At 67.6% G+C, this 25,313-nt stretch carries 28 protein-coding genes; 22 read left to right on the forward strand and 6 right to left on the reverse strand.

Annotated features, from left to right (window positions below; genetic code table 11):
- The first annotated feature begins 4 nt into the window (after nucleotides 1–4).
- The 8 genes from ACNKFW_RS02210 (at nucleotide 5) to ACNKFW_RS02245 (ending at nucleotide 5,898) form a co-directional block, all read left to right on the forward strand.
- Nucleotides 5–1,030, forward strand: a complete 1,026-nt coding sequence (locus ACNKFW_RS02210) for a head maturation protease, ClpP-related (protein WP_418024694.1) — start codon at nucleotides 5–7, stop codon at nucleotides 1,028–1,030.
- Between the two features lie 4 nt (nucleotides 1,031–1,034).
- Nucleotides 1,035–1,400: a head decoration protein gene (locus ACNKFW_RS02215; protein WP_418024695.1), complete on the forward strand. Its 366-nt coding sequence runs from the start codon at nucleotides 1,035–1,037 to the stop codon at nucleotides 1,398–1,400.
- Nucleotides 1,401–1,425: 25 nt separating this feature from the next.
- Nucleotides 1,426–2,439, forward strand: a complete 1,014-nt coding sequence (locus ACNKFW_RS02220; RefSeq protein WP_418024696.1) for a major capsid protein — start codon at nucleotides 1,426–1,428, stop codon at nucleotides 2,437–2,439.
- Nucleotides 2,439–2,750: a head-tail joining protein gene (locus ACNKFW_RS02225; protein ID WP_255330508.1), complete on the forward strand. Its 312-nt coding sequence runs from the start codon at nucleotides 2,439–2,441 to the stop codon at nucleotides 2,748–2,750. The genes ACNKFW_RS02220 and ACNKFW_RS02225 overlap by 1 nt, the downstream gene beginning before the upstream one ends.
- A 5-nt stretch (nucleotides 2,751–2,755) precedes the next feature.
- Nucleotides 2,756–3,343, forward strand: coding sequence for a DUF6441 family protein (locus ACNKFW_RS02230; protein ID WP_418024697.1), 588 nt, complete (start codon nucleotides 2,756–2,758; stop codon nucleotides 3,341–3,343).
- Nucleotides 3,344–3,378: 35 nt separating this feature from the next.
- On the forward strand, nucleotides 3,379–3,810 hold the full coding sequence (gene tnpA / locus ACNKFW_RS02235) for an IS66-like element accessory protein TnpA (RefSeq protein WP_143091340.1): 432 nt from the start codon (nucleotides 3,379–3,381) through the stop codon (nucleotides 3,808–3,810).
- Complete coding sequence (gene tnpB / locus ACNKFW_RS02240; protein ID WP_028710877.1) at nucleotides 3,807–4,160, forward strand: IS66 family insertion sequence element accessory protein TnpB; 354 nt, start codon at nucleotides 3,807–3,809, stop codon at nucleotides 4,158–4,160. The genes tnpA and tnpB overlap by 4 nt, the downstream gene beginning before the upstream one ends.
- 64 nt (nucleotides 4,161–4,224) lie before the next feature.
- Nucleotides 4,225–5,898 (forward strand): IS66-like element ISPpa7 family transposase, encoded by a 1,674-nt coding sequence (locus ACNKFW_RS02245; RefSeq protein WP_024844429.1) that lies wholly within the window; start codon nucleotides 4,225–4,227, stop codon nucleotides 5,896–5,898.
- A 241-nt stretch (nucleotides 5,899–6,139) separates the two neighbouring features.
- Here the strand turns inward: ACNKFW_RS02245 and ACNKFW_RS02250 are convergent, their stop codons facing one another.
- Together ACNKFW_RS02250 and ACNKFW_RS02255 are read right to left on the reverse strand one after the other, a co-directional pair.
- On the reverse strand, nucleotides 6,140–7,522 hold the full coding sequence (locus ACNKFW_RS02250; RefSeq protein ID WP_418024698.1) for a DUF3825 domain-containing protein: 1,383 nt from the start codon (nucleotides 7,520–7,522) through the stop codon (nucleotides 6,140–6,142).
- Nucleotides 7,523–7,620: 98 nt separating this feature from the next.
- Complete coding sequence (locus tag ACNKFW_RS02255) at nucleotides 7,621–7,797, reverse strand: hypothetical protein (protein ID WP_418024699.1); 177 nt, start codon at nucleotides 7,795–7,797, stop codon at nucleotides 7,621–7,623.
- A 71-nt stretch (nucleotides 7,798–7,868) separates the two neighbouring features.
- Between ACNKFW_RS02255 and ACNKFW_RS02260 the strand changes: the two genes are divergently transcribed.
- The 4 genes from ACNKFW_RS02260 (at nucleotide 7,869) to ACNKFW_RS02275 (ending at nucleotide 9,933) form a co-directional block, all read left to right on the forward strand.
- Nucleotides 7,869–8,288, forward strand: a complete 420-nt coding sequence (locus ACNKFW_RS02260) for an acyl-CoA transferase (protein WP_418024700.1) — start codon at nucleotides 7,869–7,871, stop codon at nucleotides 8,286–8,288.
- Nucleotides 8,289–8,312: 24 nt separating this feature from the next.
- Nucleotides 8,313–9,254, forward strand: a complete 942-nt coding sequence (locus ACNKFW_RS02265) for a phage tail tube protein (protein WP_418024701.1) — start codon at nucleotides 8,313–8,315, stop codon at nucleotides 9,252–9,254.
- A complete protein-coding gene (locus ACNKFW_RS02270) occupies nucleotides 9,254–9,691 on the forward strand; it encodes a hypothetical protein (RefSeq protein ID WP_418024702.1) in 438 nt (145 codons plus the stop codon). Before ACNKFW_RS02265 ends, ACNKFW_RS02270 begins: the two co-directional genes overlap by 1 nt.
- A gap of 98 nt (nucleotides 9,692–9,789) precedes the next feature.
- Nucleotides 9,790–9,933: a DUF7697 family protein gene (locus tag ACNKFW_RS02275; RefSeq protein ID WP_208983713.1), complete on the forward strand. Its 144-nt coding sequence runs from the start codon at nucleotides 9,790–9,792 to the stop codon at nucleotides 9,931–9,933.
- Here ACNKFW_RS02275 and ACNKFW_RS02280 read toward each other — a convergent pair.
- Together ACNKFW_RS02280 and ACNKFW_RS02285 are read right to left on the reverse strand one after the other, a co-directional pair.
- Nucleotides 9,923–10,303, reverse strand: a complete 381-nt coding sequence (locus ACNKFW_RS02280; RefSeq protein WP_418024703.1) for a type II toxin-antitoxin system VapC family toxin — start codon at nucleotides 10,301–10,303, stop codon at nucleotides 9,923–9,925. The genes ACNKFW_RS02275 and ACNKFW_RS02280 overlap by 11 nt on opposite strands.
- Entirely contained in the window at nucleotides 10,303–10,515 is a 213-nt protein-coding gene (locus tag ACNKFW_RS02285; protein ID WP_036179405.1) for an AbrB/MazE/SpoVT family DNA-binding domain-containing protein, read from the reverse strand. Before ACNKFW_RS02285 ends, ACNKFW_RS02280 begins: the two co-directional genes overlap by 1 nt.
- 70 nt (nucleotides 10,516–10,585) lie before the next feature.
- Here ACNKFW_RS02285 and ACNKFW_RS02290 point away from each other — a divergent pair, with 70 nt between their 5' ends.
- The 10 genes from ACNKFW_RS02290 (at nucleotide 10,586) to ACNKFW_RS02335 (ending at nucleotide 21,494) form a co-directional block, all read left to right on the forward strand.
- Nucleotides 10,586–13,003, forward strand: coding sequence for a phage tail tape measure C-terminal domain-containing protein (locus ACNKFW_RS02290; RefSeq protein ID WP_418024704.1), 2,418 nt, complete (start codon nucleotides 10,586–10,588; stop codon nucleotides 13,001–13,003).
- Complete coding sequence (locus ACNKFW_RS02295; protein ID WP_418024705.1) at nucleotides 13,003–13,629, forward strand: TIGR02217 family protein; 627 nt, start codon at nucleotides 13,003–13,005, stop codon at nucleotides 13,627–13,629. Before ACNKFW_RS02290 ends, ACNKFW_RS02295 begins: the two co-directional genes overlap by 1 nt.
- Nucleotides 13,626–14,510, forward strand: a complete 885-nt coding sequence (locus tag ACNKFW_RS02300; RefSeq protein ID WP_418024706.1) for a DUF2163 domain-containing protein — start codon at nucleotides 13,626–13,628, stop codon at nucleotides 14,508–14,510. Before ACNKFW_RS02295 ends, ACNKFW_RS02300 begins: the two co-directional genes overlap by 4 nt.
- A complete protein-coding gene (locus tag ACNKFW_RS02305) occupies nucleotides 14,507–14,953 on the forward strand; it encodes an NlpC/P60 family protein (RefSeq protein WP_418024707.1) in 447 nt (148 codons plus the stop codon). The genes ACNKFW_RS02300 and ACNKFW_RS02305 overlap by 4 nt, the downstream gene beginning before the upstream one ends.
- Nucleotides 14,954–14,962: 9 nt before the next feature.
- On the forward strand, nucleotides 14,963–18,928 hold the full coding sequence (locus ACNKFW_RS02310; protein WP_418024708.1) for a baseplate multidomain protein megatron: 3,966 nt from the start codon (nucleotides 14,963–14,965) through the stop codon (nucleotides 18,926–18,928).
- A 9-nt stretch (nucleotides 18,929–18,937) separates the two neighbouring features.
- Nucleotides 18,938–20,014, forward strand: coding sequence for a DUF2793 domain-containing protein (locus ACNKFW_RS02315; protein WP_418024709.1), 1,077 nt, complete (start codon nucleotides 18,938–18,940; stop codon nucleotides 20,012–20,014).
- A 19-nt stretch (nucleotides 20,015–20,033) separates the two neighbouring features.
- Complete coding sequence (locus tag ACNKFW_RS02320; protein WP_036708271.1) at nucleotides 20,034–20,321, forward strand: DUF6127 family protein; 288 nt, start codon at nucleotides 20,034–20,036, stop codon at nucleotides 20,319–20,321.
- 72 nt (nucleotides 20,322–20,393) lie between these two features.
- On the forward strand, nucleotides 20,394–21,068 hold the full coding sequence (locus tag ACNKFW_RS02325) for a YcbK family protein (RefSeq protein WP_418024710.1): 675 nt from the start codon (nucleotides 20,394–20,396) through the stop codon (nucleotides 21,066–21,068).
- Nucleotides 21,065–21,322: a hypothetical protein gene (locus ACNKFW_RS02330; protein ID WP_418024711.1), complete on the forward strand. Its 258-nt coding sequence runs from the start codon at nucleotides 21,065–21,067 to the stop codon at nucleotides 21,320–21,322. Before ACNKFW_RS02325 ends, ACNKFW_RS02330 begins: the two co-directional genes overlap by 4 nt.
- On the forward strand, nucleotides 21,231–21,494 hold the full coding sequence (locus ACNKFW_RS02335) for a hypothetical protein (RefSeq protein ID WP_418024712.1): 264 nt from the start codon (nucleotides 21,231–21,233) through the stop codon (nucleotides 21,492–21,494). Before ACNKFW_RS02330 ends, ACNKFW_RS02335 begins: the two co-directional genes overlap by 92 nt.
- Nucleotides 21,495–21,582: 88 nt before the next feature.
- Here ACNKFW_RS02335 and ACNKFW_RS02340 read toward each other — a convergent pair whose 3' ends face one another.
- Together ACNKFW_RS02340 and ACNKFW_RS02345 are read right to left on the reverse strand one after the other, a co-directional pair.
- Entirely contained in the window at nucleotides 21,583–22,992 is a 1,410-nt protein-coding gene (locus ACNKFW_RS02340; protein ID WP_418024713.1) for a tetratricopeptide repeat protein, read from the reverse strand.
- Between the two features lie 3 nt (nucleotides 22,993–22,995).
- On the reverse strand, nucleotides 22,996–25,086 hold the full coding sequence (locus tag ACNKFW_RS02345) for an ATP-dependent DNA helicase (protein ID WP_418024714.1): 2,091 nt from the start codon (nucleotides 25,084–25,086) through the stop codon (nucleotides 22,996–22,998).
- Nucleotides 25,087–25,313 lie beyond the last annotated feature (227 nt).

Consider the following 25,313-nt stretch of genomic DNA (forward strand, 5'->3'; position numbering starts at 1 on the left):
CGACATGGCAAGCTGGTATGCGATCCGCGCCCGGGGGACCGGTGCGGAAGTGGCGATCTATGACGAGATCGGCGCCTACGGGGTCTCGGCGAAGGGGTTTCTCAGCGAACTGGGCGCGCTGCCCGAGGGCACGCCCGTCGATCTGCGGCTCAACAGCCCTGGCGGTTCGGTCTTCGACGCGGTCGCGATCCACAACGCGATCAAGCGGCACGAAGGCACGGTCACGGTCTGGATCGACGGCATCGCCGCCTCGGCGGCCTCCTATGTCGCCATGGCGGGCGACGAGATCGTCATGCCGGAGAACGCCTTCCTGATGATCCATGATCCGGCCGGCCTCGTGGTGGGCACGGCCGAGGACATGCGCGCCATGGCCGAGGCGCTCGACAAGGTGAAGGGCAGCCTCGTCTCCGGCTACGCCGCGAAATCCGGCCGGACGCCCGAGCAAGTCTCCACGCTCATGGCGGCCGAGACCTGGTTCGATGCATCGGACGCCGTGGCCCAAGGCTTTGCCGACCGGTTGATCGAGCCTGTCCGGATTGCCGCGAACTTCGACATCGGGCGCTTCCGCAACGCGCCGCCGGTGCTGGTCGAAGCGGTCGAGGCTGCGCCGGAGCCAGACCACGAAAGCGACGGCGGTGAGTTCGAAGCAGTCGAGGATACCGACGACGGCACCGACGGCGAAGAGATCGCGGACGCCGAAGACGAGCCGGCCGCCGCCTCCGGAGCTCCTCAGCCGCTAGCCGAGACGCCAGCGCCCAGCGGTGCGCCGCCCGATCTCGCCGCGATCCGGGCAGAGGCCATCGGCCACGCCCGGGCCGTCGTCGACCTCTGCCGTCTCGCGGGTCAGCCGCAGATGGCGGGCCGCTTCCTCGAACAAAACGCCAGCCTCGACGAGGTGCGCGCGGCGCTCCTCGCCGCCAAGGCCGAGGCCGAGCCCGAGATCGCGCCCCATCACCCGCAGCCCGGCCGGTCCTCGGCCGCGCGCCCCTGGGGCGAGATCGTCGCCCGCACCTTCAAGCTGAAAGGATGACACCATGACCACGCTCGTCGAAGGCACACACCCCGGGGGCTTCCTCGTCTGGGAAGCCTTCCGCGACTACACCCGCGAGACGATCACAGTCGCCGCGGGCACGCTCGAGCCCGGCACCGTGCTCGGCAAGATCACCGCCTCTGGCAAATACGCCGCACACGACGCGGCCGCCGTGGATGGCACCGAGACCGCCGTCGCCGTGCTCTGGGGCAAGGCGGATGCGTCCGGTGGCGACGCGCCAGCCGTCGCGGTCGTCCGCGGCCCCGCCATCGTCAATCGCCACGACCTCGTCTTCGCCGGCACGCACAGCGAGGGGGAGATCGCGGCCGCCCATACCGCGCTCCTCGCCGCGGGCATCCTCGTCCGCTGACCCAATCCTGACAGGAGGCATCCTCATGGCCACCATGGACATCTTCGAAGGCGATGCCTTCACCATCGTCGAGCTCACCCGCGCGCTCGAGAACATCCCCTACAAGCCCGCTCTGCTCTCGGGCTCGGCTCTCTTCAGCCCGCGCGGCGTACGCTCCCGCACCGTCGTGATCGAGAGCCGCGACGGGACCCTGTCGCTGATCCCGTTCTCCGAGCGCGGCTCGGCCTACGAGCAGCAGGTCCCCGACCGGCGCGAGATGCGCGCCTTCGTCTGCCGGCAGTTCAAGAAGCAGGACGTGCTCTGGGCCTCAGAGATCCAGTCCGTCCGTGACTTCGGCTCGGAGAGCGCGACCCAACAGGTGCAGACCGAGGTGGCGTATAGGCTGCGCAAGCTCCGTCAGGACGCCGAGACGACCTTCGAGTACCACCTTCTGAACGGCATCCAGGGGCTGGTGAAGGACCCGAAGGACCACGCGACGGTTGTGAACTACTTCACCGAGTTCGGCATCACGCCGGCGGCCGAGATCGACTTCGACCTCGACAATGCGAGCCCGGCCTCCGGCGCGCTCCGCAAGCGCTGCCAGGCGCTCATCGAGAGTGTCGAGGACTCCATGGGCGGTCTCTCGGCCGGCGCCGTGCAGATCCGCGCGGAATGCGGCTCGGCCTTCTTCGCCGATCTCGTGGCCCACAAGGAGGTGCGCGAGACCTATCTCAACACCGCCGCCGCGGCCGACCTGCGCGGTCGCGTTGCCGATGAGGTCAGCTTCGGGGGAATCACCTTCCGCCGTTATCGCGGCGGCGTCGGCTTCACCGTGCCGACCGACAAGGCGTTCTTCTACCCCGAGGGCATCGAGGGGCTCTTCGAGATCTACTACGCCCCCGCCGACACGTTCGAAACGGTGAACACGCTCGGCCAGCCGCTCTATGCCCGCACGATCCCTGACAGGGATCGCGACGAATGGGTGCGGCTCGAGATCGAGAGCAACCCGCTCCCGATCTGCACCCGCCCGCAGGTGCTGCGCTCGGCGCGGCGAACCTGATGACCGTCTTCGCCGCCGCCCTCGACGCGCTCTTCGCCGATGCGCATCTCGCACGTGACGTCGTCTACACCGCCGAGGGCGGCGCGCCATCGCTGGTCCGCGCGATCCTGCGCCGGCCCGACGACGTCACGAACTTCGGCGACGCGCGCATCTGGTCGGAGACCACCCGGCTGGATCTACGCCTCGCCGAGGTGGCGAACCCGCGGCCCGGCGACCGCATCGAGATCGACGGCGACGCCTTCCTCGTCCAGGGCGAGCCCGTCCGCGACCGGGAGCGGCTCGTCTGGACCGTGGAATTGCGCCCGGCCTGATCTCGATGAAGCTGAAACTCGACATTACCCCGGACCTCGTCGTCGCGATGGCCGCAGAGGTGAAGGCGGGCGAGAAGGCCGTCACCGCCGCCATGCGCGAGGCCGGGACCGGGCTCAAGGCCGCCTGGCGCGGTCAGATCACCGGCGCGGGGCTCGGCCGGCAGCTCGCCAACTCGATCCGCAGCCAGACCTACCCGAAGGCCGGCGAGAGCCTGAACGCCGCGGCGCTCGTCTGGTCCAAGGCCCCCGTCATCGTCGGCGCCCACGACACCGGCCCGCTGATCCGCTCCAAGAACGGGTTTTGGCTGGCGATCCCGCTGCCAGCGGCGGGCAAATCCCTGCGGGGCGGCAGGATCACGCCCGGCGAATGGGAGCGCCGCCGCGGGCTGCGCCTGCGGTTTGTCTATCGCCGCACGGGGCCGAGCCTGCTGGTGGCCGAAGGACGGCTGAACACCAAAGGCCAGGCCGTGGTGTCGCGCTCGAAGACCGGACGCGGCAAGGTCACCGCGCCGATTTTCCTGCTGGTGCCGCAGGTGAAGCGTATGCGCCGTCTCCAGCCCATTGATATCGTGGGTTTCCTGCGAGCTGCGTAGGAGCGAGCCTCTTTGTGGTTTTCTGCAAGGGGGCGATGGTGGCGGATGGTGGCGACGGGTTCGTTGGTCGTGTCGAGGTGGTTCGTCGGACGCGGGGGTATCGGCGCTGGCCTGAGGCGGTGAAGGCCCGGATCGTGGCGGAGAGTTTCCAGCCCGGGGTGCGAGTTGTGGATGTCGCGCAGCGGCATGATCTTGCGCCGCATCAGCTCTCGGACTGGCGGCGCCAGGCGCGACAGGGGCTTCTGGCGCTGCCGGCGGATGCCATGGAGGCGGTAGGCGCGACCGTGGTGCCGGCGTTCGTGCCGGTGTCGGTAGATGACGAGGTGGATGCCTCGCCTGATGCCGCGCGCGGTGCCGAAGGGGTCGTCGGAATCGAGATTGGCGACGGAATTATTGTCCGCGTGCCGGGCGACGTGTCGGCGGAGCGGGCGGCGGCGCTTGTGCGTGCGCTGCGCAGGTCGGCATGATCGTCGCCGGGCAGCGGCTGCCGATCCTGGTGGCGACCCGACCGGTGGACTTCCGTTGCGGTCATCAGGCGCTGGCACTGATCGTTCAGAACACGCTGCGGCTCGATCCGCATTCCGGGGTGATGGTGATCTTCCGATCGAAGCGCGGCGACAGATTGAAGATCCTGGTGTGGGACGGCACCGGCATGGTGCTGGTGTATAAGGTCCTGGAGCAGGGCAAGTTCGCCTGGCCGAAGGTTCAGGACGGGGTGATGCGGCTGTCACGGGCGCAATGCGAGGCGCTGGTCGAGGGCCTGGATTGGCGGCGGGTGATGGCGCAGCGGGTGACGGTGCCGACTGCGGCGGGGTGACTCAGGTCGTCGTTCCGGGCGTTGTTTTGTTGGGCTTCCCTGCCGGGATCGGATAGAAAGGGCCATGTCGCAGCCCCTCGATCTGAGCCGCTTTCCTGACCTCCCGCCCGAGGTGGTGGCGGCCTTTGCAGCGCAGCACGAGGCGCTGGAGGCCGCCCGGTTCGAGGCCTCGGTCGAACGCGCGGCACGCCAGCACGAGCAAGCGGTGGTGGCCGAGAAGGAGGCGTTCATCGCCGAGCTCAAGGAGCTGGTGGTGACGCTGGAAGGCCAGATCCAGCAGTATCGCCGCGCGAAGTTCGGGCCGAAGTCCGAGAAGCTGGACCCCGCCCAGCTGGACCTGGCACTGGAAGACCTCGAGACTGCCATCGCCGAGACCGAGGCGCGCATCGCTGCGGTCGAAGAGAAGATCGCCGCCAGCACGCTCGATCCCGAGAAGAAAGCTCGGCGTAAACCGCGCAAAGCCCGGGCGCTGCCCGAAGGCCTGCCGCATGTGGAGCGGGTGGTCGAGCCCGACAGCATCGCCTGTCCTTGTGGCTGTGGCGACATGGTCCGGATCGGCGAGGACCGCAGCAAGCGGCTGGATTGCATCCCCGCGCGGTATCAGGTGATCGTCACGGTGCGACCCAGATACGCCTGCCCCAAGGGCCGGGCCGGTGTGGTGCAGGCAAAAGCCCCGGCGCATCTGCTCGAAGGCAGCTGGCCTACCGAGGCGCTGCTCGCGCAGATCGCGGTCGCCAAGCATTCTGAACACATGCCCTTGAACCGGCAGTCGCTGGTCATGGCCCGGCACGGGGTGCCCATCGACCGCTCGGTGCTGGCCGACTGGATGGGCCGGACCGGCGCGCTGATCGCGCCCGTGGTCGAGCGCATGACGGTGCTTCTGAAGACCGGCGGCACCCGCCTCTATGTCGACGAGACCACAGCCCCGGTCCTGGACCCAGGGCGCGGCAAGACGAAGACCGGATATCTCTGGGCGGTGCTACGTGACGATCGCGGTTGGGGCGGTCCCGCCCCGCCCGGCGTGGTGTTCCACTATCGCCCGGGCCGCGCCGGCGAGAACGCCGACGAGATCCTCGACGGGTTCGACGGGACGATTCAGGTCGACGCCTATGGCGGCTACACCCATCTGGCCAAGCCCGACCGGAAGGGCGGCAAGCCGCTTGCGCTGGCGTTCTGCTGGTCGCACGGCCGCAGGAAGCTCATCGCGGCCAGACCGAAGGCCGGCTCGCCCATTGTCGACGAGGCGCTGGCGCGCATCGCCGCGCTCTATCGGATCGAGGCCGCCATCCGCGGCAAGGATGCCGGCCTGCGCCGCACCATCCGGCAGGAGCAGTCCCGCCCCCTGGTCGATAAATTCTTCGCCTGGCTCGCCGCCCAGGCCGACCGGACCTCGCGCAAGTCGGATCTCGGCAAGGCCCTGCACTACATGCTGCGCCGCCAGGACGGCTTCCGGCTGTTCCTCGACGATGGCCATGTCGACATGGACTCCAACCTGGTCGAGAACGCCATCCGCAGCCCGGCCATGAACCGCCGCAATGCGCTCTTCGCCGGCCACGACGAGGGTGGCCGCAACTGGGCCCGCTTCGCCAGCCTGATCGGCACCTGCAAGCTGAACGACGTGGAGCCTTACGCCTACCTGCGCGATCTCTTCACAAGCATCGCCACCGGCCACCTCGACAAGGACATAGACGCCTTGATGCCATGGGCCTACGCGGCAGCGACCAAGACCTCACAATGAGCACATCCGGGACTCCCGGCTGAGCTCATTGTGAGCTTCACTAACCGGCACTCGCCCCCCAACGCACCCAACTCGCGCTCCCAAGCGCACCCCAAATCCCAATGGGACGGAGACGGCGCTTACGGTGAAGCTGCCGAAGCGGCTGGATCTGGCTCGGGACGCAGACCGGGCCTTGGACAGCGTGCCGGGGCTGATCGTGGCGAACTGGGTGGAGGCTCGGGTGTGAAGTTACGCCGCACACTCAGGAACGGCGCCCGAATAAACCGCTGAATAGGCTTTCCTTTTGCGCCGTTGCTGGATTGGGTGATGGCTTGCCCCAAGGGCCTTCGCCCTGACGCGATGCGACGTCGGCTTCGTCTGAAGTGGCTGCGTCGTCCGCACGTTCGTGTCCAGCGGCTACTTCTTCATCTGGTTCTTCGGCCGCCTCGTCATCTTCCTCGGCTCCATCGCCGGCACCGGGAGTAAGCCAATCGCTGTCTGGTCTGCACACAAGCCGGGCGTGGTCGTACGCCCACTTGAGCTTGTAGACCGTCTCGCCACTGTAACCGCCGGCTGCAGTCCGCGTCACCACAAGCGCAAGGTCGACCTTGTCGTCATCAACAAGTGCGATCGGCAACAGAAGACTGATCGCGTTCGCCTTCGGGTAGTAGAGGGGGATTGCAGTTTTGAAGTTCCAACGGGCTCGCTTCACAGCGAGCGCTATGGCATCATCAATGCGATTTCGGATATCTCGATCGGTCCGAGCGTCAGCTTCTAAAGCCACCCTGAAGCTGCGCAGAAACGCTTCTCGTTCCGGCTTCTCCAGTTTCGTGGGATCCTTCCATTCGAGACCATTCGGTACGTGCTTCCTCAAAAATTCAGCCGGATACCGATCTTTTTCAATGCTGTCATAGACGATGTGGTCGTATCTGGGTTGGATCGGAGTGTCCGGATCAAAAATAACGTCCTCTGCCTTCTCGAAGTACTTTGGAGCGGCTGGCAAGGGGTTGAAGTTGCGAGCCAAAACTTGGCCATCTCGCCCGATGTTCGGTCGACAGAACGAATGGAACTTCCATGGGCGCGGAGGGCGGTCATTCTGCTCGTAAAGCGCAAAGATCGGATCATATCGGTCGTCCACCAAGCCGGTGTTGAACGCCGCCCAACTCTTTCCGCCGTGCGCGACCTCAGTAACTCTGCCGTCGCGGTACTGCTTGTAGAAGGTGTTGATCAGGTAGTTGCGCAGTATCGGAAATGGGGTTCGCGGGTTATGCGTTTCCCCGTAGGCCCAGTCCTCGTCGAGCGCAATTTTAGCTAGATCGTGCAAGACACCGCGGCACTGGTTTCCTCGAGGGTCAAGGTCGTCAAGCTGTGTGAAGCCCCACTGGAGCAGGTACGAAGACGGATGGCCGGTCAGCCGAAATGCAGCATGCTCATATCCTGCAGCCAACCTTACATTCGAAGCCTCCAGTGTGCCAGGCTTCCGCTTACTTTCGCTCGGATCGAACTCCACGAGTTCGTCGATAGCGCAACGAACGGATGTGTCCTTCACACTAGAAATGTGAAAAAAGACGTCATCTGACTGCCCGTCGACTTTGATGAAGCCGAACCCCTTATCGTGCACAAACGCTTTGATCCGCCCCTGCATCTGTCTCCCTCAGTCGTGCATGCATTTCTGCAATCTTGTTGTGTTGGCGCCCCGAATCGTCGGAGCACCTTGTTGTCTACACTAACGATAGCTCGGACTCACTTCCAGAAGCGGTCGACCTTGCGCTCCTCGCGGCGGGCCTGAGCCTCGGTGCGGGGCTTGTACTTGTCAGGGTTGGAGTACGCCTTCCCTTTGCCGTAGCCTCTTCCCGGCTTTCCTTTGGAGCCGGATTTCTCGTATCCGCCACCGCTAGACTTTTTGCCAAACAGTCTCATCGAACCCTCCTGAAATCTAAACAACCTATACAGGTAGGATCGTTGCCGCAGAAATTAAGAACACTGTTCCAATGCCCACCCCACGCGAAACCATCCTAACCGCGCTGCACGCGCGGCTCTCGGCGTTACCTGCCACCGCCCTGCGCGGCGAGGTGCTGCCCGAGCGCGTGCCTGCCGGGGGGTTGCTGATCCTGCGCGACGGCGAGCCGGGGGAGCCCGAGGTCACGCTGTCGCCGCTGCGCTACCACTACCAGCACCGCGCCGAGATCGAGGCTGTCGTGCAGGGCAGCGCCCGTGACGCCGCCTTCGACACGTTGACCGCCAGCATCGGCGCGGCGCTCGCCGCGGACCGCACGCTGGGCGGGCTCTGCGACTGGGTCGAGGCAGAAGCGCCGAGGCCGGTCGATCTCCCGGTCGAGGGCGCGGCGAGCCTGAAGGCGGCCGTGATCCCGGTCATTCTACACTACACCACGGCCGATCCACTGGCCTGACCCCGACAACCCGAGGAGAACACCATGGCACGAGCCCAGGGGGCGCGGGCGCTGATGGCGCTTGCGTTCGAGACGACCTATGGAACGCCGCCCGCGAGCGGCTTCACCCGCATGCCCTTCGCCAGCACGTCGCTGGGGGCGGAGCAGCCGCTGCTGAACTCGGAACTTCTCGGCTACGGTCGCGACCCGCTGGCGCCGATCAAGGACGCGGTAACCGCCGATGGCGATGTCGTGGTGCCGCTCGACGCCGAGGCTTTCGGCTTCTGGCTGAAGGCGGCCTTCGGCGCGCCCACGACCACCGGCGCGGAAGCGCCGTACAGCCATGAGTTCCAGTCGGGGTCCTGGACGCTGCCCTCGATGTCTATCGAGACCGGCATGCCGGAGGTGCCGCGCTACGCGATGTACTCGGGCTGCGTGCTCGACCAGCTTACCTGGCAGATGCAGCGGTCTGGCCTGCTGACCGCCACGGCGCGGTTGGTGGCGCAGGGCGAGACGGTGGGCACGACCACCAGCGCAGGCACACCCACCGCGCTGGAACTCAAACGCTTCGGCCATTGCAACGGTGCGATCAGCCGCAATGGCACTGCGCTCGGCAACGTTGTCTCGGCCGAGATCACCTACGCCAACAACCTAGACCGGATCGAGACCATCCGCTCGGACGGCCGCATCGACGGCGCGGACCCATCCATCGCGGCGCTGACCGGCCGCATCGAGGTGCGCTTCGCCGACCAGACGCTGGTGACGCAGGCCATCAATGGCGAGGCCTGCGAAATGGAATTCGCCTACGTCCTGCCCTCGAGCGAGAGCTTCATTTTCACCGTGCACGCCGTCTACCTGCCGCGCCCGCGGATCGAGATTTCCGGGCCGCAGGGCGTGCAGGCAACCTTCGACTGGCAGGCCGCCCGCGACAGCGTCGTCGGCCGGATGTGCACGGCAACCCTCGTGAACGATGTGGAGACCTACTGATGCTGACGCTCGATCTGACCAACGCCCCGCGCTGGCATGACCTCTCGCCCGGTGTCCGGGTGCAGCTCCGCCCGCTCACCACCGCCCTGATGGTGGCAACACGCAGCGATCCCGCCGTCGAGGCAATTCCGAAGGAGGCTTCCGACGAGGAGCGCGCCGTTGCGTTCGCAAAGGCGCTGGCCCGCCGCGCGGTGCTCGCCTGGGAGGGCATCGGCGATGCTGACGGCAAGCCCATCGACCCGAGCCCCGAGGCCATCGACGCACTGCTCGACGTCTGGCCGATCTTCGAGGCCTTCCAGCTGACCTACGTCTCCAGGGGCCTTCTGCTGGAACAGGAAAAAAACGCCTCCGCGCTCTCGCCGAATGGTCCTTTGGCGGGGGCGATCGATACTGCGAAGCCTGCGCGCAAACCTGCCCGGACTGCCCGGCGCGGCTGAACCGTCCGGAAACGCCGGAGGGTTGGCAGGTCTGGGACCTGGTCGGCCGCCTCGGCGGCCAGCTGCGTGTCCTGCCCGGCGCGGTGATCGGCTGGGACATGTCGGCGGCGCTCGCGCTTGGTGACGCCCTCGGTGTGCCGCCGCTCGCCATGGCCGAACTGCTGCCCGTCATCGAGGCGGTGATGGTCCGGAAGCTGAACGAGGAGCTGAGCGCGAATGGCGGCCCGGGGGTCAGGCCTTGATCTTTTCTATCAGCGTGACGCCGGGCAGTCCCTCGAAATGTGCGTCGCAGGTCAGGAGCGTCGCGCCCTGCGCGCGGGCGGTTGCGAAGATGATGGCGTCGGCGGTGGCGAGCTTGTGCTCCCGGCACGCTTCCGCCGCCGCCAGCGCGATCTCGGTGTCGAGCGGAACGACCTGGCAGACCTGCGTGAAAGCGATCACCTGATCGGCCTTGTCCTCGCCGACCTCGCGCGTCAGCCATTTCGCCAGCTCGAGCTGGACCATGGTCGGGACGAGCCACTCGGCCTGTTCGGGCAGATGTTCAGACAGCGTCTCGCCGGTCGGCGAGCCGATGAGCCACTCGATCCATGCCGACGTGTCGACGAGGATCATCAGAACCGGTCCGTCCGGTCGCGATAATCGGTGGCGGACGCGCCGCGCGCGAGCCCCTTCAGCGCCTCCCGCTTGGGCACCGGCACCAGCAGGACGCCCGTGCCTTTCGGGATGAAGGCAAAGGTCAGCCCGGCCTCCCAGTGCTGGGCGGCCCGGATCGCCTTGGGGATCGAGATCTGGAACTTCGAGGACAGGGTCGCGGTCTCGGCCATGGTCATACCTTCATTTGATCGATGGCGTAAACGTAAGACGCCGATACGGCGAAAGCAAGGAGTCTGACCGATGGCCGAAAAACGGGTCAGCGTCCGGCTCGCGGCCGTGGGCGGACGGCAGGTGCGCGCCGAGCTGGAAGGTGTCGGCGAGGCCGGGTCGCGCGGCTTCGGACGGCTGAGCCGCGAGATGGAGGCAGCCAACGCTCGCCTCGCGGCTTTCTCGCGGCGGGTGCGTGTGGCCGCCGCAGCGGCGGTGGCTGCCGCCGCCGCCGCTGGCGTGGCGATGATCCGGTCCGGGCTGCAGACGGTCGACGTGCAGGCCAAGCTCGCGCAGTCCCTTGGCACCACGGTGGCCTCAATCCAGACGCTTGAGCGCGCGGGCGAGCTGGCGGGCGTCTCGATGTCCGGGATCGAGCAGGCGACCAAGGATCTGACGCGCCGTCTGAGCCAGGCGGCCGCCGGGACCGGCCCCGCCGCCGATGCGCTCGACCGGCTGGGGCTCTCGGCCAATGAGCTGATCGCCCTGCCGCTGGACCAGCGGGTCGGCGCCATCAACGCCGCCATCGAGAGCTTCGTGCCGGCCGCCGAACGCGCGGCCGTCGCGGGCCAGCTGTTCGGCGAGGAAGGCTCCATCGCCATGAGCCGGATCGACACCGCGACGCTGCGCCAGGCGACGGAGGACGTGCTTGCTTTCGGTGTCGTGGTCTCCGAGCAGGACGCCGACCAGATCGAGCGGACGAACGATGCGATCTCCCGGCTCGGACTGATCTGGCGCGGGCTCTCCAACCAGCTGGCCGTCGCCGCAGCCCCGGCGCTGGAAGCGGTCGCGAACGCCATGGCTGCTGTCGCCAGCCGCACCGGGCCGCTCGGCATCGCGATCCGCGGCCTCTTCGACAACATCGGCCGCCTGACCACCTACGCCGCGACCTTCGCGGCCTTCCTCGCGGGCCGCTGGGTCGCCGGCATGGCCGCTGCTGCCCTTTCTGTCCGTGGTCTCGCCACGGCGCTCGTCGTCCTGCGCGGCGCGCTGATCCGCACCGGCATTGGCGCGCTGATCGTCGGCGCGGGCGAGCTTGTCTACCAGTTCACCCGCCTCGTGTCCGGGGCGGGCGGCTTCGGCGAGGCGATGTCGCTCCTGAAGGACCTCGCGGTCGAGGTCTGGGAGCGGATCCGCATGGGCGCCGCTGCGGCGGGTGCGGCCGCCACGGCGATGTTCTTCGACCTGAAGGCCGATGCGGCGTCTGGCATGCAGAGCGCCATCGAGAGCGTCGTGGCTTTCGGCAACACGGCGGCTAACACGTTCGAAGGCGCCTATGAGGCGATCAAGGCGGTCTGGGGTCTGCTGCCCGCCGCCATCGGCGATCTGGCGTTCCAGGCGGCCAACAGCCTCGTCGACGGCGTCGAGGCGATGCTGAACGGCGTGGTCTCGCGCATCAACGGTTTCATCGGCGGCATCAACCAGGGGCTGGAAGCGCTCGGATCGGAGCGGCGCATCTCGTTGGTGCCGGACCTCGACCTTGGCGAGATCGAGAACCGCTTCGAGGGGGCGGCCAGCGCTGCGACGACAGCGGCGCAGGCGGCCTTCGACCGGGCCTTCGAGGACAACCCGCTGACCGCGCCCGATCTCGGACTGACCGAGGCGGCGAACCGCGCGCTCGAGTCCGCCAACCTCTATCGCGGCGCCGCGCGCGATCTGGCCGAGGGGGTACGTGCGCCCCTCGAAAGCTGGCAGGCCTTGCGCGATGCCGTTCGGGGCACCGACGAGGCGAGCGCGGATGCGCTGACCCAGGCCACCGGCGCGGCGGAGCGGCTGGAGACGGCGCTCGGCGATGCCGGGCGCGCTGCAACGGGTGCCGGTGCGGCAGCCGGGGCTGCAGCCGCTGCGGCGGAGCCCGACACCGAGGCGGCCGTCACCGGCTGGCAGGCCGTCACCGCCGCGCTGTCGGACTACGCCAGCAAGGCGCGTGAGATCGGCGGCGATATCGGCCAGAGCCTCGTCGGCGCCTTCCAGTCGGCCGAGACGGCCGTGGGCAACTTCGTGAAGACCGGCAAACTGAACTTCCGCGATCTCGTCACCTCGCTGTTGGCCGATCTAGCCCAGCTAGCGGCGCGCCGGTTCATCCTGGGGCCGATCGCCAATGCCCTATCCGGCGTGTTCTCCGGCGCGGGCGGTATTTTTGCCAACGTCCTGCATGCGGGCGGGATGGTGGGATCGGCCGGGCCCTCGCGAATGGTTCCGGCCATGGCCTTCGCCGCCGCGCCCCGGATGCATGGCGGCGGCATGGCGGGCCTCCGCCACGACGAGGTGCCCGCGATCCTGCAACGCGGGGAACGCGTGCTGTCGCGGCGCGAGGCGCAGAGCTACGGCTCGGGCGGCGGCGTCAACGTCACGATCATGGCGCGTGACGCCGAGAGCTTCCGGCAGTCCCGCACGCAGGTCGCGGCGGACATCGCCCGCGCCGTGTCGCTGGGGCGGAGGGGCATGTGATGGCGTTTCACGAGGTCCGGTTTCCCGACAACATCAGCCGCGGCGCGCGGGGCGGGCCCGAGCGGCGCACCCAGATCGTCGAGCTCGCCTCGGGCGACGAGGAGCGCAACGCCAGCTGGGCCAACTCGCGCCGCCGTTATGACGTCGCCTATGGCATCCGCCGCGCGGACGATCTGGCGGCGGTCGTTGCCTTCTTCGAGGCGCGCAATGGCCGCCTGCATGGCTTCCGCTTCAAGGACTGGGGCGACCACAAGTCCTGCCTGCCTTCGGGCTCGCTATCGTCCACCGATCAGGTCATCGGCACCGGCGACGGCGCGACGACCGCCTTCCAGCTGGCCAAGCGCTACGCCTCGGGCGCGCAATCCTGGTCGCGCGCCATTGCCAAACCAGTGACCGGAACCGTGCGCATCGCGCTGGCGGGCGTCGAGCAGCTCTCCGGCTGGTCGGTCGACACCGCGACCGGCGTCGTCACCTTCAGCGCCGCGCCAGGCGCTGGCGTCGCGATCACCGCGGGCTTCGAGTTCGACGTGCCGGTCCGCTTCGACACCGACGTGCTCGACGTGACGCTCGACCTCGAGCGGCTCGGCTCGATCACCTCCATTCCGCTGCTGGAACTGCGCCGATGAAGACCCTCGATCCCGACCTGCAGGCCCATCTCGACGAGGGCACGACCACGCTCGCCTGGTGCTGGCGGATCGCGCGCGCGGATGGCACGAGTTTCGGCTTCACCGACCACGACCGGACGCTGAGTTTTGACGGGACGGACTTCGAACCCGAGAGCGGGCTGACGGCGTCCGAGGTCCGCTCCGGCTCGGACCTGTCGGTCGATGCGCAGGATGCCGAAGGCGTGCTGACCTCGGACCGGATCACCGAGGCCGACATCCTCGATGGGCGCTGGGACAACGCCGAGGTCCAGGTCTGGCGCGTGAACTGGGCCGACACCGACCAGCGCGTATTGATGCGGCGCGGCGCGATCGGTCAGATCCGGCGCGGGCGGCTCGCCTTCGTGGCCGAGGTCCGCTCGCTTGCGCATGTGCTCGGCCAGACGGTCGGGCGGACCTTTCAGGCGACCTGTGACGCGGCGCTCGGCGACGCGCGCTGCGGGGTCGATCTGGAGGATCCGACCTACAAGGGCACCGGTGCCGTGATCGACATGCTGCGCGACCGGGCCTTCACCGGCTCGGGGCTCGGCGGGTTCGCCTCCGGCTGGTTCACCTTCGGCACGCTGGACTGGACGAGCGGCGCGAATGCGGGACGCAAGGCGGAGGTGCTGGGCCACGACGTGACCGACGGCGTGGCCGTGCTGACCCTGCTCGAAGCGCCGATGCGCACGATCGCCGAGAGCGACGCCTTCACCATCCGCGCGGGCTGCGACAAGCGCATGGAAACCTGCGGGGCCAAGTTCGCGAACATCGCCAATTTCCGGGGCTTCCCGCACATTCCCGGCCAGGACGCGGTACTGCGCTACGCCACCAAGGATGGCGGCCACGAGGGAGGCGTGCTGTGACGCAACCTCTCGCAGCGGCCGACCCGGCGCGCGTCATCGCCATTGCGCGCTCCTGGCTCGGCACGCCGTATCACGACCAGGCCAGCCTGCGCGGCGTCGGCTGCGACTGCCTCGGGCTGGCCCGGGGCGTCTGGCGCGAGGTCGTCGGCCCCGAGCCGTTCCCGATCCCGCCCTACAGCCGCGACTGGGGCGAGACCGGCCCGCGCGAGGTTCTGGCCGAGGGCGCGGGTGCCATGATGATCGAAGTGGAGCCCGCGGCAGCCGGTCCAGGAACGCTGGTGCTGTTCCGGATGAAGCCCCGCGCCATCGCCAAGCATGTCGGGATCCTCACCGCGCCCGACAGCTTCCTCCATGCCTATGAGCGGCTCGGCGTGATCGAGGAGCCGCTCACCCAAAGCTGGCGGCGGCGGATCGCCTTCGCCTTCCTGTTCCCGAAACGCTGAGACCCCGACATGGCCACCCTCGTTCTCGGTGCCGCTGGCGCCGCCATTGGCGGTTCGATCGGCGGCGCGATCCTCGGCGTGAGCGCCGCCACCATCGGTGGCTTCATCGGCTCCAGCATCGGCTCGGTCGTCGACAGCTGGATCATCTCGTCGCTGGCGCCCACGCAGCGCATGGAGGGCGCGCGGCTCGACACGCTGCGCATCACCTCGGCCACCGAGGGGGCGGTCATCCCGCGGCTCTATGGGCGTATGCGGATGGGCGGCAACATCATCTGGGCGACGGATTTCCGAGAGGAGACCAAGACCACCACGCAGGGCGGCGGCAAGGGCGGCGGGGGCGGCAAGGTCAAGACCACCGAGTATCTGTACTACGCCTCCTTCGCCGTGGCGCTCTGCGAGGGCCCGATCACCGGCATCGGGCGCATCTGGGCCGACGGCAAGCCGATGGACCTCTCCGGCGTCACCTGGCGCTGGTATCCGGGCGACGAGGCGCAGACGGCGGACCCGTTCATCGCGGCCAGGATGGGCGCGGCGAATACCCCGGCCTATCGCGGCACGGCCTATGTCGTCTTCGAGGATCTGGCGCTCTCCACCTATGGCAACCGCCTGCCGCAGCTCTCGTTCGAGGTGTTCCGGCCGCTCGCCGATCCCGACACCGCCGAGGGGCTGACCCGCGCCGTCACCATGATCCCGGCCTCGGGCGAGTTCACCTATGCGACGCAGGCGATCCGCAAGACCGATGGCGGCGCGCAGATCCCTGAGAACCTGAACGCGCTGGCCGACTCCACCGACATGGTGGAGGCGCTGGACCGGCTGCAGGCCATGGCGCCTGCGGTCGAGAGCGTCAGCCTCGTGGTGGCGTGGTTCGGCGACGACCTGCGGGCAGGCTCCTGCAGGGTCCGGCCGGGCGTCGAAGTGTCGGCCAAATCGACCACGCCCGCCAGCTGGTCGGTGAATGGCGTGAGCCGCGCCAACGCCTTCCTCGTCAGCCGCGACGATCAGGATCGCCCGGTCTACGGCGGCACTCCGTCCGACTTCGCGGTGGTGCAGGCGATCCAGGAGATGAAGGCGCGCGGGCTGCGCGTGACCTTCTATCCGTTCATCCTGATGGATGTGCCGCCCGGCAACAGCCTGCCGAACCCGTATTCCGACAACGCCGCCGAGACGGGGCAGCCTGCGTTCCCGTGGCGGGGGCGGATCACCTGCTCGCCTGCAGCGGGGTTCGCAGGGACCGTGGACAAGACCGCCACGGCCGCAAGCCAGGTCGCGGCGCTGTTCGGCGCGGCCACGCCCGCCAGCTTCAGCGTTTCGGGTCAGACAGTTTCGTGGACAGGTGCGCCGGGCGACTGGGGCCTGCGCCGCATGGTGCTGCACTACGCCCATCTTTGTGCGGCAGCGGGCGGCGTCGATGCCTTCCTGATCGGCACCGAGATGCCGGGGCTGACGACGATCCGCTCGGGCGCCAGCACCTATCCGGCCGTGCAGGCGTATCGGGATCTGCTCGCGGATGTGCGGTCGATCCTCGGGTCCGGGACGAAGATCGGCTATGCCGCCGACTGGTCAGAATACTTCGGGCACCAGCCGGGCGACGGCTCGGGCGACGTGTTCTTCCATCTCGACCCGCTCTGGGCCGATCCGGAGATCGATTTCGTCGGGATCGACAACTACATGCCGCTGTCGGACTGGCGGGACGGGTTCGAGCATGCGGACGCGGCCGAGGGCTGGCCCGCGATCTACGACCGGGCCTACCTGCAGGCGAACATCGCCGGCGGCGAAGGCTTCGACTGGTTCTATGCCAGCGCGGCCGACCGAACCGCGCAGGTGCGGACCCCGATCTCCGACGGTGCTGCGGCCAAGCCGTGGGTGTTCCGCTACAAGGATCTCCGCGCCTGGTGGTCGAACCCGCACTACGACCGCCCGGGCGGTGTGGAGGTCGGAACGCCGACGGCATGGGCGCCCGAGTCCAAGCCGATCTGGTTCACCGAGCTCGGCTGTCCGGCCATCGACCGTGGGACCAACCAGCCGAACGTCTTCTTCGACCCGAAGTCCTCGGAGAGCTTCACGCCGCATTTTTCGCGCGGCTGGCGCGACGACGCCATCCAGCGCGCCTATCTCGAGGCGACCTGGCTCTGGTGGGGCGAGGCCGCGAACAACCCGATCTCGTCCGTGTACGGCGGCCGGATGGTGCATGTTCCGGAATGCGCCGCCTGGACCTGGGACGCGCGGCCCTATCCGTTCTTCCCCGCGCTGACCGACGTCTGGACGGACGGCGCGAACTGGCGGCTCGGGCACTGGCTGACGGGGCGGCTCGGCGCGGTGTCGCTGGCGGCCCTCGTCCGGCACCTCTGCCTGCGGGCGGGGCTGCCCGAGTCTCGGATCGACGTCACCGGGCTTTGGGGCGCGGTCGAGGGCTACGCCATCACGGCGCTCGAAAGCCCGCGCGCCTCGATCACCACGTTGTCGCGCCACTTCGGCTTCGATGCGGTGGAGACCGAGGGCGTGATCCGCTTCATCATGCGCGGCCGGGCGTCTGTCGCCACCCTCGCGCCCGACGATCTGGTCGCGGCCCGCGAGGGCGACGTGCTGGAGCTGACGCGCGGCCAGGAGACGGAACTGCCGCAGGCCCTGAAATGGCAGGTCGCGCGGGCGGACGAGGATTACGACGCGGCCCTCGTCGAGGCGCGGCGCATCACCGTAGACACGACGCGCATCGCGTCCGAGTCCTTCGCGATGGCGGTGCCGCCCGAGGAGGCCGAGCGCCGCTGCCGCCGCGCGTTGATGGAGGCGTGGGTAGGACGCGAGACGGCGGCGTTCCGTCTGCCGCCCTCGCGCCTCGCGCTCGATCCGGCCGATGCGATCCGGCTGGAGCATGACGGGCGGCTGGTCGATCTGCGGCTCGTCTCCATCGCCGACGCCGAGGCGCGCGGGATCGAGGCGGTCCGCCAGGACCGCGCGACTTACGATCTGCCGGTCGGCGATCCCCGCGCCGCGTCGCTGACGCGCGCCGTGGTGTTCGGCGCGCCGGATGCGGTGCTGATGGACCTGCCGCAGCTGACCGAGGACCAGCCCGCGCATCGGCCGCTGGTCGCCGCGCATGCCGTGCCGTGGCCCGGCGAGATGGCGGTGTTCCGCAGTCCGTCGACGGACGGGTTCGAGTTGCTGACGACGTTCGGCAGTCGCGCCCGGATCGGGGTGCTGGTGTCGGACTTCTACCCGGGGCCCACCTCGCGCTTCGACCTCGCCAATGCGCTGGTGGTCGACTTGCTTATCGGCACGCTGGAAAGCGTCACCGACCTGACGCTGTTCGGTGGCGCCAATGCGCTCGCCATCAAGAGCGCGTCCGGCGTCTGGGAGATCGTGCAGGCGGGCGCGGCAGAGCTTCTGGCGCCGGGTCGATATCGTCTGACCCGGCTCCTGCGCGGCCAGCGGGGCACCGAGGGTGCGATGCGCAACCCGGCTCCGGCAGGCGCGCGGGTCGTCGTGCTGGACACCGCGCTCGCATCGCTGCCGATTGCCGAGGCCGATCTGGGGCTGCCGTGGAACTGGCGCATCGGTCCGGCGAGCCGGCCGGTCAGCGACGAGACCTATGTCTCGCAGACTTTCACGCCCGCTGGCATAGGGCTGCGGCCGTTCTCCGTCGCACATGTCGAGCAGCCGTGGCGCAAGCCGCGTGCGCCCGGCGATCTGACGATCCGCTGGACGCGCCGGTCCCGCGCGCTCGCGGCCGACAGCTGGGGCGGGCTGGAGGTGCTGCTCGGTGAAGAGCTCGAAGCCTACGAGGTCGAGATCCTCGATGGCGTGACCGTGAAGCGGGTGCTGAGCACGGCCACCACCAGCGCGGTCTACACCGCCGCCCAGCAGACCGCCGACTGGGGCGCGCCGCTCGCCCCCGGCGACACGCTCGACATCCGCATCTCCCAGCTCTCCGCCCTCGTCGGGCGGGGCGCGCCGAAATCAGTCACGCTGACCTTCTGAGGCCATCCCATGTCCGACGCCACGACCCATCTCCTGCTGCCCTACATCCTGGCGGCGCAGGCCCAGAAGCATGTCACCCACAACGAGGCGCTGCGGATCCTCGACGGGCTGGTGCAGCTCTCCGTCCTCGACCGCGATCTGGCAGCCCCGCCCGGCAGCCCCGCCGATGGCGACCGCTACATCGTCGGCTCGGGCGCCACCGGCGACTGGGCGGGTTGGGACCTTAACGTGGCGCTCTGGACCGATGGCGCCTGGCTGCGTCTGCCACCACGCACCGGCTGGCGCGCGTGGGTCGAGGACGAGGACTTGCTGCTGGTCTACGATGGCGCGAGTTGGACCGGCGCCACGCCCGCAACGCTGCAGAACATGGAGCTGCTCGGGCTCGGCACGACGGCGGATGCGTCGAACCCGTTCTCGGCCAAGCTGAACGCGGCGCTCTGGACCGCCAAGACCGTGGCCGAGGGCGGGACCGGCGATCTGTTCTACACCATGAACAAGGAGGCCGCGGGCGACGATCTCGGCCTGACCCTCCAGACCGGCTTCGTGACCAAGGCGCTGGTGGGGCTCTTCGGCTCCGACCGCTTCCGCCTCTCGGTTTCCGCCGACGGCAGCACCTTCTTCGACGGGCTGAGCGTCGACAACGCGAACGGCATCGTCGACCAGCCCCGGCTGCCCCGCTTCAAGGCGTACACGAACTACGACAACTACGTCGGTGTCGGGACCTGGACGAAGATCGGCCTCAACAACACCGACTACAACGATCAGGGGGCTTTCGACGCCGCGAACAACCACTTCGTGGCCCCGATCGACGGCACCTACCTCTTCGGCGCGACGCTGCTCTACAAGATCAATGCCAGCGCCACGGCCCGCATGCGCGGGCGGCTCGTGCTGAACGGCACGACCGAAATCCGCGGCTCCCTCGGCGAAATCTCCGCCACCCACGTCTCGCTCGCCACCGCGATCTGGCTGCAGACCATGGTGCCGCTCACCGCGGGCGATACCGTCGAGCTGCAGGGGTACTTCCGGGTCGCGGACGGCTATTTCGCCGCCGTGCACACGTCCTTCTGGGGCTGCAAGATCGGCTGAGCGGCGAAAGGAGGATCCGATGAACCCACCCCGATCCGAGGGCTTCGTGCGCATGCCCGACGCCGAGTTCGAGGCGATCCTGACGCGGGCGGCCGAGGAAGGCGCGAAACGCGCGCTCGCCGATGTCGGCCTCGACGGCGACGAGGCCGCGCTCGACATCCGCGATCTGCGCTCCCTGGTCGACTGCATCCGGCTGGTGCGCCGCACCGCGATGCAGACCGCCGTCCGCATGATCACCACCGGCGTCATGCTGGCGCTGCTGGCGGGCATCGCCATCAAGCTGAAGATCTTCGGCGGCAGCCCCTAGTCGCGCCCCATCCCCATTCATCAGCCCGCAATGACCCGCCCTCGAGGCGGGTTTTCGTTTTCGGAGGACCCCATGACCACGACCTTCCACCGCCATTGGCGCGACGTGCCGGGAAGCGCCTGGCGCTGGCCGAACTTCAGCCCGGCAGAGATCGCCTGCCGCGGCACCGGCAAGCTGCTCATCAACGAACCCGCGCTCGACAAGCTGCAGGCGCTGCGCGACCGGCTGGGAAAGCCGCTGATCGTGCGTTCCGCCTATCGCAGCCCAGAGCACAACCGCGCCGTGGGCGGCGCGACCCGATCGAAGCACCTCGACGGCGCCGCCTTCGACATCGCCATGGCGAACCACGACCCGGTGGCATTCGAGGCCGCGGCGCGCGAGGTCGGGTTCCTCGGCTTCGGGTTCTACCCGCGATCGGGGTTCATGCACATCGACCTCGGCCCGGCGCGTCAGTGGGGCGAGCGGTTCCCGGTGCGGGCGACGGCATTTGCAGCCGAAACGCCGCCCGCGCGCGAAGTGCTGGCCGACAGCCGCACAATGAAGGGTGGTGGCGCGGCCGGTGTCGCCACGCTGGGCGCGGCCGGGGTCGAGGTGGCGCAGAGCGTCCTGGCCGAGACCCAGAGCGCCATCCTGCCGCTTGTGCCGTATCTCGACACCCTGCGCTGGGTGTTCATCGCGGTCGCCCTCGGCGGCATCGCCGTCACGATCTACGCGCGCCTTGATGACTGGCGCCGGGGGCGGCGGTGATCGGCGGCCTCCTCGCCACGCTCGCCGGATCGGCATGGGCGCGCACGGCGCTCCGCTACAGCGTCACCGCCCTTGCGATCCTTCTGTTCCTGCTTTCCCTGCGCCGCTCCGGCGAGCGCACGGGGCGGTTGGCCGAGCAGCTCGAAACCATGGAGAAAACCCATGACGCGCAACGACGGATGCTCGAGGCGGCGGCGCGTCGCCCTCGTTCTCGCGACGATCTGGCTGAGCGGCTGCGCGACGGGCGCTTCTGACCTCACCGGCCTCGGGGTGTGCCCGCCGGTCGTCGAATACAGCCGGGAGTTCCAGGCGCAGGCGGCCGAGGAACTGACCCTGCTGCCGGAAGGGTCGGCAATCGCAGAGATGCTGGCGGACTACGCGGTGATGCGAGAGCAGGCGCGAGTGTGTTCCAGTCGGCGTCAGTGAGTTGCGCTGACGAAACTCATCAGAACCGGCGAGCGACTAATCGCGCTCTAAAACCTTTGCGCAATCATACACTTCGTGATGCCTGGCTTCAGCCCAAGAATTGGAGCGCCTTCCAGCCCACCTTTCCGTTCTTTGCCTTTCGCAGGACGGCTCGTACGGTTCGTTCTGCGGCCTCGCCGTCACCGGCTTTCTTCGCCAAGTCGGGCGGAACGAAGACGTCGCCTTGAGGATTGCGAAGAAAGGCGAAGCTGTTTCCCTCGTGCCGCTCGATCCGGCCCGTTACGTCCTTGCAGAACCCCGGGATCACTTCGGCCTCGGCCCGTCTCCAGTCAGTCGGCTTCTCAGCCGGGTTGGTTCTTCCGATCTCGATGATAGTGCCCGGCTCGACTTCGGCGATTTCCGGGAAACGCCCGTGGGGCATCGGAGATCCACTTTCCACGCCAGTCACGACATAAGTGAGGGCCTTCTCCTCGTTGATGTGCTCGACGACGCCGAGGGAGTAAACCACAGGCCTTGCATCAAGCTCCGCGAGCAGTTTTCTTGCTTCGCCGCCGGCCTTCGGCGGAGGCTTCGGCCGATCCGTTCGAGACTCGCGCGTGTACCAATCGCTCTGCAGCAGCCGCGACAGTTCCGTCGGCGTCTTGAAGCCATTCTCTTCGCGATAACGCGCTGCTAGGTGTGCCTGAAACGCCGCTTCGTCGAACCTCTCCTGCGCTGCCAGAAGCTCGGCCAGCCGAATCCGGACGCGCGCAACTTCCTGCTCGTCCCGCGCCAGTTCCGTTGCATGGACGTAGCAAACCACGGCCTTCGCGGGCTGTGTCTTTTCGAGTATCTCGCCGAGCAGGGCCCAAGGCCAGGCGGCTCTCGACTGCCGTCGCAATATCGGTACGAGACGACGCACTGCGTCTCGAAACCGATCCTCGCTCAGGTCGATCTTGCTCTGGTAGTAATTGAGCCACTGGTCGTTCGGATCTTCTGCAAGCGCTTGTGCCAGGATCGTTAGCGCCCAACGGACCGGATCGGAGTCCCGGCGGCCCTCAGCCGCCGCGGATGCAGCCTCTCGAGAAATCGCACGGACGAACCGCCGCTGCAGGCTGTCGACCCGCCTGCCGTCCTCGGTAACGAAGGGCGCCAGGTCCTCGGCCTCGAAACCGTCGATGCCGGCCCATTGCGCAAAAGCGAGAAAATCCGGCCAATGGCGGGAAACTTTTCCGGCAAGGCGTAGCATCTGCGAGAAGGCTGTATCGCCACGGAGGGGAGCGCCTATCTGCGAAAATTCACGCATATACGGCGAGATACGGTGGCCCATCGCGGAATCGGAAAGTCGTTTCTGCTCGTGGTCCTCTACGATCTTTTTGGCCTGATCGTAGATTGCCCAAGCATAGGCCCGTAAAAACCAGAGGTCGTTTTCATGCCCCAAGAGGCTGGCGCGGGCTGCCTCCAGCGCCTCTGCGGATTTCCCTGCGCGGCGCAGCGCAAAAATCTCTTTTGAGTCCATATCTTAGCCTTTCGGCTGCTTCATTAGCCGCTGAACCTCGTTGTACAGTCCACTGCTTGCGCCTGGTCCCCCGACCTCCTGTGCTGCCGTCCATGTCTTCGAGCCATCATAGGTGAAGTCGATGTCGCCGCGCCGAGTACCGTCGGCAAAGGAAACGCGTAGCCGATAAGGCATCAACTTGAACGATGTACGGCGTATCTCAGCTCCATCGAGCGACGCGTCGAGGCGTTTCAGGAAGTCGGCCACGAACTCGTCCGGTTCTTCGCGCTCATAAGGACCTTCCAGCCCGTCGAACGCGGACAGTGCTTCCGCAAGAAGGCTCTCATCCGAACGCGTGCCGGGAGTGGGCCCGAACCGGCGAAGCAGATTCTTGCCGTTGTAGTAGTACTGGAGTTCTGCTGTTGCCCCGTCCCGCACCAAGGTGTAGCGCTCACAGTATTCGAGGTGCGCCAGTCTTGCGACATCGATGCCGCGGGCTGACCAGCGTTCCCGAAGCTGTCGATGCCGAGGCAGCAGTCTAGCCGTTGCCGTTGAGAAAGAGAACCGATCCCAATCGGGATCTAGCTTGGCGGCCTCCGACTCGCCAGTGCAGGTGACCTCCTCGGCGACATCGATCTCGCCCCACATGTCCGCTGAGATTACGTCGAAGTCAGGCGGCTCGACGACGTATAGACGGCGTTTGGCGCGGGTAAGCGCGGTATACGCCCAGCGGAAGAAGGCGCGGTTCCGGGCGCCCCCGACGTCGGCGAAGTCCACCAGCACTTCGTCCCACTCGCCCCCCTGCGCCTTGTGGCATGTCATGGCATAGCCGAATTTTACCTGGACTGCGTTGAAGTACGGGTCCGCTCTGAGATTCTTGGCGAACTCTCTGGACCTGGGCTTCAGCTGCGGGTTCCGCTGGCGGAAGTGGACGAGAAGCGCCCGCTGTTCGAGGGGCGTCAATTCCCGCCCCGGAGAGTCGAGAAGGTTCTCGAGTATCTTGCACGGTAGTCTGACGACGGTCCCGTCGGCCTCCCTGTAGGCGACGGTTGCGTCCCGGAAGGAGAGTTCGACGCTCCCTCCGCCCTTGACCGGCACGGAGGCGCGCTCGGCTGCCGGCGTCACGTCCAGCACCTTGACGAGATCGCCGTTGCGCAGGGAGACCAAGTGGGCGTTGCGGTTCACCAGCAGGATATCGCCGACCTGCACAGGGCGCGACGCGTCGCCCCAGAGCCGCTCGCGGATACCACGATTGTACTCCAGCGCGGCGGCGTTGGACCGGACAACAGCCACGCTCGAGCCGCGCGATCGCACGCTCCGCTCGAGGACGTCGAATGCGACCTCGGACTCGATCCGGACGATCTCCTCACCATCCGGCTCCAACGAGAAAGCGTTGAAGACTTCGGCGGCGATCGCCTTCCGAATCTCGGTGGCCCGCTCAAGGATTGCGCTGCCCTCGCGCTGGCGCATCACCGTTCCGAGCTGGAAGGTGGACGCCGTCAGCCCAAACTCGGCTTCGAGTCGCTGCGGCGATAGGGCCGGCGATTCTTCCTCTCCGACCGGAGGCAACTGAGCTGGGTCGCCCACGAAGAGAAGCTTGACGAGCCGATCGTCGGAGCCCGCTCTGCGCCGGGACCGCGCGAAGGTAACGAGGTCCTTGAGAAGACGGCCAGACCCGAAACGGATCACGTCACCACGGACTTCCCTGTCGCCGACCATGGACGCCTCGTCAACAATGAGGACCGACAGTGCCGGCTCGTCCTCCGCGAGCGGAAAGAACCATCGCAGACCTGGGTCGTTCGGTGCCTCGGCGTCCTCATTCACCTCAAGCCTGTCGAGCGCGTAAATCAGGCTGTGGATGGTCTTGGCTTGGACCTCCCAGCCAGTGGCCTGCGCAACCTTGTCCCCCAGGATCCGGGCCGCACGCCCCGTCGGCGCCGCTAGCGCGCAGGAGAGCTTCATATCCGCGACGATCTCCACGAGCCTCCCGATCATCGTCGTCTTGCCGGTTCCGGCGCTTCCTGCGAGGATGAAAACGTCGGCGGCATCGTCTTCGAGGAAATGTCGGACTGCTTCGACGGCTTTCGATTGTTCCAGTGTGAGTTCGATTTGCATTTGTGCTGCCTACAAGATGAGACTGAGGCGCGCACGCCTGCTCCTCCGACACTGACGCGGGCAAGTGTATGATGCAATGAAGTTTTTTGACGTTTCCGAGGCGCTTTGGCTGAAGCACGAGGCAGTCAGGCTCTCGATGACACTGTTTGGCGGCTCGAAGTGCGTGGCGAAGGACCTTTCCGTGACTGCGGTCCCCGAATCGGTATCCACTTGTTTTGCTCGCATCT

Origin of the sequence: Paracoccus sp. TD-10 (assembly GCF_048270675.1) — a bacterium.
In the GTDB taxonomy this organism is placed as follows: domain Bacteria; phylum Pseudomonadota; class Alphaproteobacteria; order Rhodobacterales; family Rhodobacteraceae; genus Paracoccus; species Paracoccus pantotrophus.

What these genes read in the sequence shown, in the direction of transcription:
- ACNKFW_RS02210 (WP_418024694.1), top strand. Translation starts at nt 5, where the DNA reads ATGGCAAGCTGGTATGCGATCCGCGCCCGGGGGACCGGTGCGGAAGTG.
- ACNKFW_RS02215 (WP_418024695.1), top strand. Translation starts at nt 1,035, where the DNA reads ATGACCACGCTCGTCGAAGGCACACACCCCGGGGGCTTCCTCGTCTGG.
- ACNKFW_RS02220 (WP_418024696.1), top strand. Translation starts at nt 1,426, where the DNA reads ATGGCCACCATGGACATCTTCGAAGGCGATGCCTTCACCATCGTCGAG.
- ACNKFW_RS02225 (WP_255330508.1), top strand. Translation starts at nt 2,439, where the DNA reads ATGACCGTCTTCGCCGCCGCCCTCGACGCGCTCTTCGCCGATGCGCAT.
- ACNKFW_RS02230 (WP_418024697.1), top strand. Translation starts at nt 2,756, where the DNA reads ATGAAGCTGAAACTCGACATTACCCCGGACCTCGTCGTCGCGATGGCC.
- tnpA (WP_143091340.1), top strand. Translation starts at nt 3,379, where the DNA reads ATGGTGGCGGATGGTGGCGACGGGTTCGTTGGTCGTGTCGAGGTGGTT.
- tnpB (WP_028710877.1), top strand. Translation starts at nt 3,807, where the DNA reads ATGATCGTCGCCGGGCAGCGGCTGCCGATCCTGGTGGCGACCCGACCG.
- ACNKFW_RS02245 (WP_024844429.1), top strand. Translation starts at nt 4,225, where the DNA reads ATGTCGCAGCCCCTCGATCTGAGCCGCTTTCCTGACCTCCCGCCCGAG.
- ACNKFW_RS02250 (WP_418024698.1), bottom strand. Translation starts at nt 7,522, where the DNA reads ATGCAGGGGCGGATCAAAGCGTTTGTGCACGATAAGGGGTTCGGCTTC.
- ACNKFW_RS02255 (WP_418024699.1), bottom strand. Translation starts at nt 7,797, where the DNA reads ATGAGACTGTTTGGCAAAAAGTCTAGCGGTGGCGGATACGAGAAATCC.
- ACNKFW_RS02260 (WP_418024700.1), top strand. Translation starts at nt 7,869, where the DNA reads ATGCCCACCCCACGCGAAACCATCCTAACCGCGCTGCACGCGCGGCTC.
- ACNKFW_RS02265 (WP_418024701.1), top strand. Translation starts at nt 8,313, where the DNA reads ATGGCACGAGCCCAGGGGGCGCGGGCGCTGATGGCGCTTGCGTTCGAG.
- ACNKFW_RS02270 (WP_418024702.1), top strand. Translation starts at nt 9,254, where the DNA reads ATGCTGACGCTCGATCTGACCAACGCCCCGCGCTGGCATGACCTCTCG.
- ACNKFW_RS02275 (WP_208983713.1), top strand. Translation starts at nt 9,790, where the DNA reads ATGTCGGCGGCGCTCGCGCTTGGTGACGCCCTCGGTGTGCCGCCGCTC.
- ACNKFW_RS02280 (WP_418024703.1), bottom strand. Translation starts at nt 10,303, where the DNA reads ATGATCCTCGTCGACACGTCGGCATGGATCGAGTGGCTCATCGGCTCG.
- ACNKFW_RS02285 (WP_036179405.1), bottom strand. Translation starts at nt 10,515, where the DNA reads ATGGCCGAGACCGCGACCCTGTCCTCGAAGTTCCAGATCTCGATCCCC.
- ACNKFW_RS02290 (WP_418024704.1), top strand. Translation starts at nt 10,586, where the DNA reads ATGGCCGAAAAACGGGTCAGCGTCCGGCTCGCGGCCGTGGGCGGACGG.
- ACNKFW_RS02295 (WP_418024705.1), top strand. Translation starts at nt 13,003, where the DNA reads ATGGCGTTTCACGAGGTCCGGTTTCCCGACAACATCAGCCGCGGCGCG.
- ACNKFW_RS02300 (WP_418024706.1), top strand. Translation starts at nt 13,626, where the DNA reads ATGAAGACCCTCGATCCCGACCTGCAGGCCCATCTCGACGAGGGCACG.
- ACNKFW_RS02310 (WP_418024708.1), top strand. Translation starts at nt 14,963, where the DNA reads ATGGCCACCCTCGTTCTCGGTGCCGCTGGCGCCGCCATTGGCGGTTCG.
- ACNKFW_RS02315 (WP_418024709.1), top strand. Translation starts at nt 18,938, where the DNA reads ATGTCCGACGCCACGACCCATCTCCTGCTGCCCTACATCCTGGCGGCG.
- ACNKFW_RS02320 (WP_036708271.1), top strand. Translation starts at nt 20,034, where the DNA reads ATGAACCCACCCCGATCCGAGGGCTTCGTGCGCATGCCCGACGCCGAG.
- ACNKFW_RS02325 (WP_418024710.1), top strand. Translation starts at nt 20,394, where the DNA reads ATGACCACGACCTTCCACCGCCATTGGCGCGACGTGCCGGGAAGCGCC.
- ACNKFW_RS02335 (WP_418024712.1), top strand. Translation starts at nt 21,231, where the DNA reads ATGACGCGCAACGACGGATGCTCGAGGCGGCGGCGCGTCGCCCTCGTT.
- ACNKFW_RS02340 (WP_418024713.1), bottom strand. Translation starts at nt 22,992, where the DNA reads ATGGACTCAAAAGAGATTTTTGCGCTGCGCCGCGCAGGGAAATCCGCA.
- ACNKFW_RS02345 (WP_418024714.1), bottom strand. Translation starts at nt 25,086, where the DNA reads ATGCAAATCGAACTCACACTGGAACAATCGAAAGCCGTCGAAGCAGTC.